This is a genomic window from Streptomyces sp. NPDC048185 (assembly GCF_043202495.1).
Lineage (GTDB): Bacteria > Actinomycetota > Actinomycetes > Streptomycetales > Streptomycetaceae > Streptomyces.
Genome location: NZ_JBIDAN010000003.1, coordinates 617,108 through 629,807, shown reverse-complemented (window position 1 = coordinate 629,807; position 12,700 = coordinate 617,108). Strand labels below are relative to the sequence as shown.

The window sequence follows — 12,700 nt, the reverse complement described above, 5'->3', positions numbered from 1 at the left end:
CGGCACCCCGGCGCCCGCCCGCTCCGGGTGCGTACGCGGCGCGGACGGAAACCCTGGTGCCCCGGCCGGTCGCCGCACGGCATGATCCCGGCATGACCGGCACAGGGGAAAACGCGGAACAGGCGGGGACGACGCAGCCACCGGAGCAGCAGGAGGAGCGGCACAGGCGCATGCGGGAGCGGCGAGTGGCCGTCCACCGCAGCGCGAAGCGCCTGCTCGCGCGCCCGGGCTACGGCACCACCCTCCGGGAGCGGATCGGCCTGCTCGACGGGGCCGGGGAGCTCTACGACCTCGACGAGCCGTCGGACGTGTACGGCAACGGCGTCGTGACGGCGCTGGAGGAGCGGACGGCCGCCCTGCTCGGCCACGAGGCCGCGGCCTTCTTCCCGACCGGCACCATGGCCCAGCAGGTGGCGCTGCGCTGCTGGGCGGGCCGCACCGGCAATCCGGTCGTCGCCCTGCACGGGCTCGGCCACCCCGAGGTGCACGAGCGGAACGCCTTCAGCAGGGTCAGCGGCCTGCGTCCGGTCCGGCTGACCGGCGAGCCCCGGCAGCCGACCGCCGACGAGGTGCGTGACCTCGGGGAGCCGTTCGGGGCGCTGATGCTGGAGCTGCCGCTCCGGGACGCCGGTTATCTGCTGCCCACGTGGGAGGAGCTGACCGAGGTGGTCGGGGCGGCTCGGGAGCGCGACGCGGTGGTGCACTTCGACGGGGCGCGCCTGTGGGAGTCCACCGTGCACTTCGGCCGCCCGCTGGACGAGATCGCGGGCCTCGCGGACAGCGTGTACGTCTCGTTCTACAAGTCGCTCAAGGGCTACGGCGGCGCCGCCCTGGCCGGCCCCCGGACGCTGGTGGAGGAGGCCAGGGTCTGGCGGCACCGGTACGGCGGCAACGTGTTCCAGCAGTTCCCCACGGCCCTGTCGGCGCTGGCCGGCCTGGAGCGCGAGCTGCCCCGGCTGGCCGAGTACGCGACGCACGCGCGCGTGGTGGCCGCCGCGCTGCGCGAGGGCTTCGCGGCGGCCGGGCTGCCGTGGGCGCGGGTGCACCCCGAGGTGCCGCACACGCACGAGTTCCAGGTCTGGCTGCCGTACGACGCCGATGCCGTCGGCGAGGTCGCGATACGGCAGGGCGAGGAGACGGGGACCCTGCTCTTCGGGCGGCCCTGGGACGAGGCCGGTCCGGGCGTCGCCGTCACCGAGGTCGGGGTGGAGGCGGACGGCCTGGAGTGGACGGCCGACGACGTCGGGGCGGCGGTCGCGGACTTCGTCGCCCGGCTGCCGCGCTGACCGGTCCGCCGGCCGGCGCGCTCAGTCCACGGCGCGCCGCCGCGGGGCCCGCCACCTGCGCAGGGCCCGCCGCAGGCGGCCGTGCGCCGGACGGCCGCGCACGACCCGGCGGAACCGGCGGCGGTCGCGCCACGCGCGCACGGCCTGCCGGTCGTGGGTGCCGGGCGCGGGCGGCGCGGGCTCGCCGAGCAGCCGGGCGCGGTAGGTGTCGAGGAGGTACTGCTGCGTGATGCTCATGGCGGATCACCTCTCGGGGCAAGGCCGACGGGGCGGTGCGCGGGCTCCGCGGCTGCCCCGGTGGCTCCAGACTGCTCCGGCGGGTCCGGCGTCGTCGCGCCGATTGACGACGGCGGTCAATCGGCGACGGCGTTGTCGGTGGCGGCGTGCACCATGGGGGCATGAGCGTGCGCATCGACATCGCGGGGCTGCGGCCGGAGAGGGTCGCCGTCGTGCCCTCGCCCCTGGCCGAGCTGTGCATGGCGCTGCACGCGCTGTCCGAGCCGGGCCACCACCCGGGGCTCCAGGGCTGGGTGACCGGTGTCGCCGCCCGGCTCGACTCGCACCTGGCCGACCGGATGTGCGAGGCCGACTTCCTGTGGCGGACGACGTTCTCGGACCTGTTCCTGCCGTTCGCCGGCATCCCCGGCCGCAGCACACTGCCCGGCGCCACCCTCGCCGAGGACCTGGACCTGCTGGACAAGCTGTCGGACGAGCAGTTCGTGGACGCGGCGCTGGAGTTCACCTGCGCCATGCCGTACGGCGCCGAGGGCGCCTCCGTGCTCGCGGACGCCGTGGTGCGGCGGCGCGCCCTGGACCTGGCCGCCGCGCGGGGGCCGCAGCAACTGCGGTTCAGTGAGCGGCTGCTGGCCGACCCGCCCCGGATCCGGGCCTGGCTGCGCCAGTTCCTGCACGACTGCGACGAGGCGTTCTTCGCGGACGCCTGGTCCCGGCTGCGCCACCAGCTCGCGGCCGACGCCCGCCACAAGACGGAGCTGCTGCGGCGCCGGGGCCTGGCCGAGGCGCTGGCCGCGGTGTCCCCGGCGGTGGCGCTGGACGAGACGGCCGCCGTGATCACGGTCGACAAGCTGGGCGACGGCCGTACGGCCACCGGGGACGGCGGCCTGCTGCTCCTGCCCACCAGCTTCGGCTGGCCGCACCTGTCGGTCCTGCACCGGTACGGCTGGCAACCCGTCCTGCACTACCCCGTCGGCGCCGCCGAGCCGGTCTCCCCGCCCTCGGTCGAGCAGCTCACGCTGCGGATGTCCGCGCTGTCCCACCCGGTGCGCATGCGGATCTGCCGCCACCTGGCCCGCAGCGCGTACACCACGAGCGAGCTGGCGCAGGCGCACGGCGTGACGGCCCCGGAGATATCCCGGCACCTGGGGGTGCTGAAGAAGGCGGGCCTGATCACGACGCGCCGCCGCGGCCGGTACGTGCTGCACCAGCTGGACGTGACGGTGGTGGCCCGGCTCGGCAGCGACTTCCTGGAGGGCCTCCTGAGGTGATCCGGCGCCCGTCCGGCGGTCAGTCGAGGCGGATGTGCCGCAGCCCCACGCCCGCCTGCCGCAGGCGGGTGCGCAGCGCGCCCTCGTCGTTGGGTTCCAGGGCGATCCCGGCGAGGACGGCGATCCGGTCGGCGGTCTTCGGGACGGTCGTGCGGTCCGTCCACAGGTGCTCGGCGAACTCCGGCTCGCGCAGCCGCTCCAGACAGTGGTCGAGCCGCTCCACGGCCCAGCTCTCGCGGCGCAGCCCGGCGTTCTTCCCGGTGACGCGTTGCAGGAGATGCCCGAAGCCCCGCTCGCGCAGCCGCCGCAGCACGGTCTCGCGTTCGGCGAGGAGCGTGAAGTGGTGGACGTCGTGGCCGAGTTCGCGCAGCCGGCCGACGGTCTCCGCGAAGTACCGCGGGTCGGTGACCGTCATGGGGGCGATGACGACGCCGTCGTGCCGGGCGAGGGCCAGGTCGAGGACCTCCACCACGCCCTGCCGCCAGGACACCAGGTCCTGGAAGTCACCGCGCAGTCCGGGCGGCAGCATGCGCCGCAGGCCGAAACCGGCGTGTTCGGGGTCGCAGACGACACTGCCGGGCAGCCGGCGCCGTATCTCGTGTGCGGTCTGTGTCTTGCCTCCCCCGAAGGGGCCGTTGATCCACAGAAGCATGCGCCGCACCCTACCGACGCCGCTCCCGCGCCGGGGGGGCGGTCAGCCGTGTCCGCCGCCGGCCCGCACCAGCCCGGTCTCGTAGGCCAGGACCACGACCTGCACCCGGTCGCGCAGGCCGAGCTTGGTCAGGATGCGGCCGACGTGCGTCTTCACGGTCGCCTCGGACAGCACGAGCCGCGCCGCGATCTCCCCGTTGGACAGGCCCTGCGCGACCAGCACCATCACCTCGCGCTCGCGCTCGGTGAGCCGCTGGAGCTCCGTGTGCCGCGGCTCCTGGCCGGTGGCCGGCAGCATCGGCGCGAACCGGTCGAGCAGCCTGCGGGTGGTCGACGGGGCCACCACCGCGTCGCCGCTGTGCACGGAGCGGATCGCCGCGAGCAGCTCGCCGGGCGGCACGTCCTTCAGCATGAAGCCGGAGGCGCCCGCCTTCAGCGCCGAGAAGGCGTACTCGTCCAGGTCGAAGGTGGTCAGGATCAGCACCTTCGGCGCGTTCGGGTCCACGCAGATCCGGCTGGTGGTCTCCACCCCGTCGAGCTTGGGCATGCGAACGTCCATCAGGACGACGTCCACGGCGGTCGAGCGCAGCACCTGAAGGGCCTCGACGCCGTCGCCCGCCTCCGCGACGACCTCCATGTCCGGCTGGGCCGCGAGCACCATCCGGAACCCGGTGCGCAGCAGCACCTGGTCGTCGACGAGCATCACGCGGATCGTCATCGGGGCTCTTCCGTTCTCCGTCCGGGGACCGGGCCGGGGGTCGTTACAGGTGTCAACGCCATACGTGCGTACGGGCGTGGTTGTCAGTGTGCGGGTTTCAGCGGCAGCAGCGCACTGATGCGGAACCCTCCGCCGGGCCGCGGACCCGCGTCCAGGGTGCCACCGACCATGCCGATCCGTTCCCGCATGCCGATCAGTCCGTGGCCCTGGCCGTCGAAGCCGCCCTCCTCGTACAGCTCGTGGGGGGCGCCCTTGCCATCGTCCTCGACGAGCAGGCCGAGCCCGTCGTCGAAGTAGACGAGGCGCACGCTCGCGCCCGCGTTGGGGCCGCCGTGCTTGCGGGTGTTGGTGAGCGCCTCCTGCACGATCCGGTACGCGGTCAGCTCGACGCCGCTGGGCAGCGGGCGCGGGGTGCCCTCGACCTTGAAGTCGACGGGCAGCCCGGAGGTGCGGCACTGCTCGACCAGCTCCTCGATCTGCTGGACGTCGGGCTGCGGGACGTACTCGCCGGCCTCCTGGTGCTCGCCGGTGCGCAGCACGCCGAGCAGGCGGCGCATCTCGGCGAGGGCCTGCCGGCCGGTGGAGGAGATGGTCTCCAGGGCCTTCTTCGCCTGGTCGGGGGCGGTGTCCAGGACGTAGGCGGCGCCGTCGGCCTGCACCACCATGACCGAGACGTTGTGCGCCACGACGTCGTGCAGTTCCCGGGCGATGCGGGCCCGCTCGGCGGCGACCGCGACCTTGGCCTGTGCCTCGCGCTCCTTCTCCAGCCGGGCGTTGCGCTCCTCCAGCTGCGCGAAGTAGGCGCGGCGGGTGCGGATGGAGTCGCCGAGCACCCAGGCGAGGGCGAACGGCACCGCCTGGAAGACCGTTATGGCGATGTTGCCCGCTATGCCGGTGTTCTCACTGGGCCAGCGCACCTGCGCGAGGGGCGCGGCGCACAGGCCGGTGGTGAGCGCGACCCGGGAGGCCCAGCGCGCGCCGGTCGCGGCGACCGTGTAGACGATCACCAGCAGGGCGAAGTCGGCGGACATCGTGGGGACGTCCAGCACCAGCTGGCACGCCCCGAGCGCGACGGCCAGCAGCAGCATCCTCTCCGGCATGCGCCGGCGCAGCGCGATCACCGCGCTCAGCAGCACCACGATCGGGACGACCAGCGCCGTGACGTCCTTTCCGTGGGCCTCCTGCTGCGTGGTCACGGACATCGCGGAGATCACGAGCAGGACAAGGGCCCAGACACAGTCGACCCCGGTCGGGTGTCTGCGGAGGAAGTCGTAGAGGCGCTGCACGTAACCCAGAGTAGGGAAGCGGAATAGGTGCAGGGGTCAACCGGAGGGCCGATCCGCGTCTGCCCCGCATACTCCGCAAGGTGGAGGCTCCGTTCGCCTGTGCGCCTAGCCTGGTCCCGTGACGGCGAGGACGGCGGGGGCGGCAGCGGCCCACGGGACGGGTGACGCATGGCGTGGCTGGCGGGAGGCCACGACGGAGGCCCTGTACGGGCCGGCGGGGTTCTACCGGGGGCCCGAGGGGCCCGCCGGGCACTTCCGCACCTCCGTGCACGCGTCGCCGCTGTTCGCCGGAGCCGTGGCGCGGCTGCTGTGCCGGGTCGACGAGGCGCTGGGCCGGCCCGCGTCGCTGGCCTTCGTGGACCTGGCCGCGGGGCGGGGCGAGCTGGTCACGGGCGTGCTGGCCGCGCTGCCCGCGGACGTGGCCGCCCGCACGCGCGCGTACGCCGTGGAGGTCGCCGGCCGGCCCGACGGGCTCGACGGGCGGGTCGAGTGGCTGGCCGAGCCGCCGCGCGGGGTGACGGGGCTGCTGTTCGCCAACGAGTGGCTGGACAACGTGCCGGTGGACGTGGCGGAAGTGGACACCGACGGCGTGGCACGGCAGGTGCTCGTGCGGGGCGACGGGACGGAGCGGCTCGGGGAGCCGGTGAGCGGGGCGGACGCCGAGTGGCTGGCACGCTGGTGGCCGCTGCCGGGCGAGGAGGGGCTGCGGGCCGAGATCGGGCTCCCCCGGGACACCGCGTGGGCGTCCGCCGTCGCCACGCTCGACCGGGGACTGGCCGTGGCCGCGGACTACGCCCACGCCCTGGACACCCGCCCGCCCTTCGGAACGCTCACGGGCTTCCGGGAGGGCCGGGAGACAGCCCCGGTACCGGACGGTTCGTGCGACATCACGGCCCACGTCGCCCTGGACGCGTGCGCGGCAGCCGGCGACGCGAGGGGCGGCGCGGAGGGCGCGGAGGGCGCGGAGGGCGCGGAGGACGACGCGGGCAGGGCAGCCGGCGGCACGGGCGGCGGCACGAGCAGCGTGGAGCGGGACGCGGGCGGTACCGGACGCAAGGCGGGCAGTACGGGGCCCGCGACGGGCAGCACCGGACCCCAGACGGGCGGCACCCGACCCGAAACGGTCGGCACCCGACCCGAGACGGGCGGCACCGGATCCGAGACGGGCGGCACCGGATCCGGGGCGATGCACGCCTCGGGTGGGGCGGCGTGCGAGCCGGTGTGTACGCCCTCCGGCACGCGGTTGCTCCCCCAGCGCGACGCCCTGCGCGCCCTCGGTGTCGTCGGCGCGCGTCCCCCGCTCGCGCTCGCCTCCGCCGACCCGGCGGCGTACGTGCGCGCCCTCGCGAGCGCCTCCGAGGCCGCCGAACTGACCGCGTCCGGCGGGCTCGGCGACTTCGTGTGGCTGCTCCAGTCGGCCGGGCCCGTCGACGTCGCGCGGCTACTTGTCGATGTCCCCGACGACGAAGAACAGTGACCCGAGGATCGCCACCATGTCCGCGACCAGCGTCCCGGGCAGCAGCTCCGTCAGCGCCTGGATGTTGTTGTACGAGGCCGAGCGCAGCTTCAGCCGGTACGGGGTCTTCTCGCCCTTGCTGACCAGGTAGTAGCCGTTGATGCCGAGCGGGTTCTCGGTCCACGCGTACGTGTGTCCCTCGGGCGCCTTCAGCACCTTCGGGAGCCGCTGGTTGACCGGCCCGGGATCCAGCTCGGCCAGCCGGTCCAGGCAGGCGTCGGCGAGGTCGAGGGCGTTGTGCGTCTGCTCCAGGAGGCACTCGAAGCGGGCGAGGCAGTCGCCCTCGGTACGGGTGACGACCTTCAGGGTGTCCCGGAGCTCGCCGTAGGCGAGGTACGGCTCGTCGCGGCGCAGGTCGAAGTCGACGCCGGACGCGCGCGCGATCGGCCCGCTGACGCCGTACGCGTGCACCGCCCCGGCGCTCAGGACGCCCACCCCGCGCGTCCGTCCCCGGAAGATCTCGTTGCCGAGCACCAGGTCGTCGAAGACGTCCATGCGCGAGCGCACGGCGGCGACGGCACCGCGCGCGCGTGCCGCCCAGCCCGACGGCAGGTCCTCCTTGAGGCCGCCGACGCGGTTGAACATGTAGTGCATGCGCCCGCCGGAGACCTCCTCCATGACGTTCTGGAGGACCTCCCGCTCCCGGAAGGCGTAGAAGACGGGCGTGATGCCGCCCAGCTCCAGGGGGTACGACCCGAGGAACATCAGGTGGTTCAGCACCCGGTTCAGCTCCGCGAGCAGCGTCCGCGTCCACACCGCGCGCGGGGGGACCTCCATGCCGAGCATGCGCTCGACGGCGAGGACGACGCCCAGTTCGTTGGAGAAGGCGGACAGCCAGTCGTGCCGGTTGGCCAGCACGATGATCTGACGGTAGTCACGCGCCTCGAACAGCTTCTCCGCGCCGCGGTGCATGTAGCCGATCACGGGCTCCGCGCTCGTGATGCGCTCGCCGTCCAGCACGAGCCGCAGCCGCAGCACGCCGTGCGTGGACGGGTGCTGGGGGCCGATGTTGAGCACCATGTCGGTACTCTCCGCGGCGCCGCCGATACCGACCATGGTCTCCGTCTTGGGAGTCATGCGCCCAGTCTCCCCTACGTACGCTGGGTCCATGGAGACGGGGAGCCCTGACCACACGGGCACGGCAGGGGCGGCGGGCACGGCAGGGGCGGCGGGGGCCGGGACCGGCACGGCGACGGGCGAACCGGTGTGGACCGGGCTGCCGCCGGGCCTGCTGCGGATGCGGCGGTTGTTGCTGGTGGTGTGGCTGGGGCTGCTCGCCGTCGCCGCCGGTGTCCTGCCCGCACTGTTCTTCGGCCCTGCCTGGGCGCTCTTCGCACTGCTGCCCCTGGCCGTGCTGGCCTGGGGCTGGGTGATGCTGGAGCGCAACTGGCGTTCCTGGCGGTACGCCGAGCGTGCCGACGACCTGCTGATCAGCCGGGGCGTGCTGTGGCGGGAGGAGACCGTCGTGCCGTACGGCCGGATGCAGTTGGTCGAGGTGACCTCCGGGCCCGTCGAGCGGTACTTCGGGCTGGCCAGCGTGCAGCTGCACACGGCCGCCGCGGCGACCGACGCGACCGTCCCGGGCCTGGACCCGGCCGAGGCGGAGCGCCTGCGCGACCGGCTCACCGAGCTGGGCGAGGCCCGATCGGCGGGGCTGTGAGCGCCGCCGAGGCCCAGGAGGCCCGGGAGGCGGTGACCGAGCGCCGGCTGCACCCCGTCACCCCCCTGCGCCGGGCCTGGGCGCCGGTCGCCGTGATCGTCGGGTGGGCCGTCCACGACCCGGACCAGGCGCAGCGCCAGCTGACGAGGCTGACCACGACCACGCTGCTGATCGGCCTCGCCGTCCTGATCCCGGCCGCCGCCCTGTACGGCTTCCTGACCTGGTGGTTCACCCACTTCGCGGTGACGGACGCCGAGCTGCGCATCCGTACCGGCCTGCTGTTCCGGCGCACGGCGCACATCCGGCTCGAACGCATCCAGGCCATCGACGTCACCCAGCCGCTGCTCGCCCGCGTCGCCGGGGTGGCCAAGCTGAAACTCGACGTCATCGGCGCCGCGAAGAAGGACGAGCTGGCCTTCCTCGGCGCCGCCGAGGCGCGTGCGCTGCGGGCCGAGCTGCTCGCGCGCGCGGCGGGTTTCGCGCCCGAGACGGCGCACGAGGTCGGTGAGGCGCCCTCCCGGCACCTGCTGCGCGTGCCGCCCGGTGTCCTCGCCGTCTCCCTGCTGCTGACCGGCGCGACCTGGGGGACGCTGGCCGCCGCGGTGGTCGTGCCGACGCTGCTGTGGTCGGCCACCCACAGCCTGTGGACGGTCCTGGCGACCGTCGTTCCGCTGCTGGGCGCGGCCGGTGCGAGCAGCGTGGGGCGGTTCGTCGGGGAGTACGACTGGACGGTGGCCGAGTCGCCGGACGGGCTGCGCATCGACCACGGGCTGCTGGACCGGGCCCACGAGACGGTGCCGCCGGGCCGGGTGCAGACGGTGCGGATCGTGGAGCCGCTGCTGTGGCGCCGGCTCGGCTGGGTCCGGGTGGAGCTGGACGTGGCCGGGTCGTCGAACTCCGTGCTGCTGCCGGTCGCCCCGCGCGAGATCGCGGAATCGGTGGTGGGGCGCGTGCTGCCCGGGGTGACCGTGCCGGCGCCGACGGCGCTGTCGCGCCCGCCGCGGCGGTCCCGGTGGTGCCTGCCGCTGTGGTGGCGCGGCCACGGGCTGGCGGTCACCGACGCGGTGTTCGCCGCCCGCCGCGGGCTGCTGCGGCGGCGCCTGGCGCTGGTGCCGCACGCCAAGGTGCAGAGCGTCCGGCTGACCCAGGGCCCCTGGATGCGGGCCCGGCGGGTCGCCGACGTGCGGGTGGACACGGGGGCGAACAGAACCGTGTCCGCGCGGCTGCGGGACGCCGGCGAGGCGGCGGAGCTGCTGCGCGGCCAGGCGGAGCGCTCCCGCACGGGGCGCCGGGACGCGTTGCCGGACCGGTGGATGGCCTGACGCCGTCCGCCGGCGCCGTGCGGGTCAGGACACCGCGCTGCGCAGCCCCTGCACGTCGATCTGCTCGGTCTCGTCGTGGGCGGTCAGGTCGATCACCTGGCCCACTCCCCGGGACTCCTCGCCGGCGGGCTTGAAGGCGGCCTCCGTCTCGGCCTTGTGCAGGGCGAGGGCCTCCTGGCCGACGACGTCGGCGAGGTCCTCGTTCTGGACGGCCTCCAGGGCGGCGGGCGACGCCGTCCCGTCCTTGGCGTTCTTCGTGCCGAAGAAGTCGAAACCGCCCTCGACCACCGGGCGCCGCGCGGGAGCGGCCGGCACGACGGCCACCGCGGTCGGCACCGCGTAGTGCCCGGCGGGCTGCCGCGTGGACCGCTGCTCGGGCGACTGACCGGGCTGCGGCGCCGACGGATCGGGCCGGTCGCCGGTCCGGCTGGGCGCGGTGGTGGGCGCGGCCTCGTGCCCGTCGGCCGCCTCGGGCCGCCCCTGGACCTCGTCGTCCTGCGCGGGCTCGGCGACCGCGGCACTCTCACCGCCGCCGTTGCCGCCGCCGTCACCGTCGTCGCCGCCGTCGTCACCGCTGCCGTCGTCGCCGCCGAGGGTCTCACCGACCGCACCGGCGGGCGCCTCGTCCTCGAAACGTGCCAGTGCGGCGCTCGCCCGCAGGAACAGTCGTGAGCCGGCCGGGGAGAAGACGGCGGGCGTCCCGGGCGTCTCCTCGGCCGCGTCGGCCTTCGAGGCCCCGGTCTCCGGCGCGGGCGTCTCCCGGGCCGGCACCGGCCGGGCCGCGGGCAGCGCGGGGGTCGTCGGGGCGGCCTCGATCTCCAGCAGCCGGCGGCCCTCGAGCGCGCTGGCGCGCTCGGTCTCCGCGGTGGCGTACCGGCGCAGCAGGGCGGCGTGCTCGTTGCGCAGCCCCGCCAGCTCCGTGCGCTTGGCGCGCAGGCGGTGCTCCAGCTTCATGCGCAGCTCGCGCGACTCCTCCAGATCGGACTCCAGTTCGGCGACCCGCTCCTCGTAACGCCACTCGTCGCTCGCCCGCGCGCGCGTGAGGTCGGCGACGCGCTTGCCCGCCTGGGCGTCCCAGTGACGCATGACGACCGCACCCACGACCGCCGTCACCGCGGCGGCCGCCGCGAGCGCGCGGAGGATCACGGCCTCACTGAACACCCAGGGGCCGGCTGCGCAGACGACCGATACGCCTGCGATCGCCGACGGAGGAAGCAGCCTGTGCAGAGGCGGGGAATGGCGGTGACGTCCACGTGGCATGGCCAGAAACTTACCGCGCGTAGGCGAATCTTGGCGCCCCACCCCGTGAAAACACGGCCTTCTCCGCCGCGTTCACACGGCGTCGGCATTCCACTTGCCCACGAGCGGCGGGAATTAACGCAAGATCATTAACTCAAGATCATTTCTGGGACACCCGGCCGCTGGTCAGTGGCCACCCGTCAGCGGGCGCTCAGCCGCCCGCTCAGCCACTGCAGCGTCGCGGGGATCTCGCGCCGCCAGGTATTGAAGTTGTGCCCGCCGCTTTCGAGGATGATCGACGAGATCCGGGTCGGCTTCTTCTCCTTCACCCGCTCAATGAACTTCAGCGTGTCCTTGTAGTTCGTCTCCCCGGACTTGCTGCTGGTGACGAGCAGCGAAGTGGCGGGCGCCGGCATGTGCTTGACGTACCACCAGAGGTTGGCGCGATCACGCAGTTCCTCGTCGCCGTGGAAGAGGTCGCCCGTGGTCGGGTCGCTGGGGGCGTCGTAGTACGCGGACAGACCCGCTCCGGCGGCGTAGACGCCGGGGTGGTGCAGGGCGAGCTTCAGCGCGCAGTAACCCCCGGTCGAGTTGCCGACGATGCCCCAGCTGCCCGGTTTCCGGCCCACCCGGTACCGGGCGAGGACGGCCTCGGGCAGGTCCTCGGCGAAGAACGACTCCGTCCGCGGGCCGCCCGGGACGTCCACGCACTCCGTGTCGCGCGGCGGCGCCACCGTGGGCCGCAGCATCACCAGCACCATCGGCTGCATGCGGCCGTCCTTGGCCAGGTCCAGCGCCGTGCGCGGATAGTGGAGCTTGGTCACCAGCGCCTCGGTCGTCCCCGGGTAACCGGTCAGGACGACGGCCGCGGGGAACGTACGGGTGCGGTACCGCGGCTGGAAGTACTCGGGAGGCAGGTACACCTCGGCGGGCGTGGCGATGTGCGTCGTACGGCCGACGATCTTCACGTGCTGGATCTGGCCGCCGACCTCCGGCCGGGCCCCGCCCGCCTGCTTCACCCGCGCCGTGCCGACCACCCGGAGCGGTCCCCCGCCGCCCGCCGAGTGGTCGACCACCACACCCTGGCCGGTCTCCCGCCCGAACAGGTCGGCCCAGCTCGCGTAGAAGCCGAAGGACTGGTTGGCGGCGAGACCGACCGCGGCGAAGACCGCCAGCTGGGTGGCGAACAGCAGGCCTATCCGGCCCGTGACGGCGCGCCAGTTCCGCCCGGCCAGGCGTGGCCACAGCCACACCGTGCCGACGAACAGCAGCACGCCGGACGCAACCGCCAGTGCCAGCACCTTGTTGCTTGTCAGACCCATGCCTCGCTACCTGCCTACGCTTTCCCACGGGGTGCCCGGCCCCCCGTCGGGTTCGCGAGGGGTTGTCCCGTAACTTCCTCAACCTGTGACCCGGCTTTGAGAAGGGGAGTGAACCTCTCTCCCCAAGACACCGTCCTAGAGGGCGCAATGTCGCCGGATGCCCGAAACGGGCCCGGATCCACGGTCTCTCGCAGA

The 12,700-nt window shown here is 74.2% G+C and carries 12 protein-coding genes; 5 read left to right on the top strand and 7 right to left on the bottom strand.

Translation table 11 applies throughout. The features are described 5' to 3' along the window. Positions 1–92: 92 nt before the first annotated feature. Positions 93–1,286: a beta-eliminating lyase-related protein gene (locus ACGF3H_RS13450; RefSeq protein ID WP_362490301.1), complete on the top strand. Its 1,194-nt coding sequence runs from the start codon at positions 93–95 to the stop codon at positions 1,284–1,286. A gap of 21 nt (positions 1,287–1,307) precedes the next feature. On the opposite strand, the gene ACGF3H_RS13445 is transcribed toward ACGF3H_RS13450, so the two are convergent. Next, entirely contained in the window at positions 1,308–1,523 is a 216-nt protein-coding gene (locus ACGF3H_RS13445; protein WP_362490299.1) for a hypothetical protein, read from the bottom strand. A gap of 161 nt (positions 1,524–1,684) precedes the next feature. Here ACGF3H_RS13445 and ACGF3H_RS13440 point away from each other — a divergent pair, with 161 nt between their 5' ends. Beyond that, the gene (locus ACGF3H_RS13440; RefSeq protein WP_362490296.1) at positions 1,685–2,791 is read left to right on the top strand and encodes a DUF5937 family protein; all 1,107 of its coding nucleotides are present in this window, start codon (positions 1,685–1,687) and stop codon (positions 2,789–2,791) included. Positions 2,792–2,810: 19 nt separating this feature from the next. On the opposite strand, the gene ACGF3H_RS13435 is transcribed toward ACGF3H_RS13440, so the two are convergent. From ACGF3H_RS13435 to ACGF3H_RS13425, 3 genes are all read right to left on the bottom strand, one after another. Beyond that, entirely contained in the window at positions 2,811–3,443 is a 633-nt protein-coding gene (locus ACGF3H_RS13435; protein WP_362490293.1) for an AAA family ATPase, read from the bottom strand. Positions 3,444–3,485: 42 nt separating this feature from the next. After that, positions 3,486–4,160, bottom strand: a complete 675-nt coding sequence (locus ACGF3H_RS13430; protein ID WP_359399550.1) for a response regulator transcription factor — start codon at positions 4,158–4,160, stop codon at positions 3,486–3,488. Between the two features lie 83 nt (positions 4,161–4,243). Beyond that, positions 4,244–5,446 (bottom strand): sensor histidine kinase, encoded by a 1,203-nt coding sequence (locus ACGF3H_RS13425; RefSeq protein ID WP_362490290.1) that lies wholly within the window; start codon positions 5,444–5,446, stop codon positions 4,244–4,246. Between the two features lie 118 nt (positions 5,447–5,564). Here ACGF3H_RS13425 and ACGF3H_RS13420 point away from each other — a divergent pair, with 118 nt between their 5' ends. Further along, positions 5,565–6,923: an SAM-dependent methyltransferase gene (locus ACGF3H_RS13420; RefSeq protein WP_362490287.1), complete on the top strand. Its 1,359-nt coding sequence runs from the start codon at positions 5,565–5,567 to the stop codon at positions 6,921–6,923. Here the strand turns inward: ACGF3H_RS13420 and ACGF3H_RS13415 are convergent. Further along, entirely contained in the window at positions 6,888–8,039 is a 1,152-nt protein-coding gene (locus ACGF3H_RS13415; protein WP_362490284.1) for an NADH-quinone oxidoreductase subunit D, read from the bottom strand. The genes ACGF3H_RS13420 and ACGF3H_RS13415 overlap by 36 nt on opposite strands. A 31-nt stretch (positions 8,040–8,070) precedes the next feature. Here ACGF3H_RS13415 and ACGF3H_RS13410 point away from each other — a divergent pair, with 31 nt between their 5' ends. Beyond that, the gene (locus tag ACGF3H_RS13410) at positions 8,071–8,622 is read left to right on the top strand and encodes a PH domain-containing protein (protein WP_362490281.1); all 552 of its coding nucleotides are present in this window, start codon (positions 8,071–8,073) and stop codon (positions 8,620–8,622) included. Beyond that, complete coding sequence (locus tag ACGF3H_RS13405; RefSeq protein WP_362490278.1) at positions 8,619–9,944, top strand: PH domain-containing protein; 1,326 nt, start codon at positions 8,619–8,621, stop codon at positions 9,942–9,944. The genes ACGF3H_RS13410 and ACGF3H_RS13405 overlap by 4 nt, the downstream gene beginning before the upstream one ends. 24 nt (positions 9,945–9,968) lie before the next feature. Here ACGF3H_RS13405 and ACGF3H_RS13400 read toward each other — a convergent pair whose 3' ends face one another. Both ACGF3H_RS13400 and ACGF3H_RS13395 read right to left on the bottom strand, forming a co-directional pair. Next, a complete protein-coding gene (locus ACGF3H_RS13400; protein ID WP_362490275.1) occupies positions 9,969–11,204 on the bottom strand; it encodes a hypothetical protein in 1,236 nt (411 codons plus the stop codon). A 179-nt stretch (positions 11,205–11,383) separates the two neighbouring features. Beyond that, positions 11,384–12,505, bottom strand: a complete 1,122-nt coding sequence (locus ACGF3H_RS13395) for an alpha/beta hydrolase-fold protein (protein WP_362490273.1) — start codon at positions 12,503–12,505, stop codon at positions 11,384–11,386. Between the last annotated feature and the right edge of the window lie 195 nt (positions 12,506–12,700).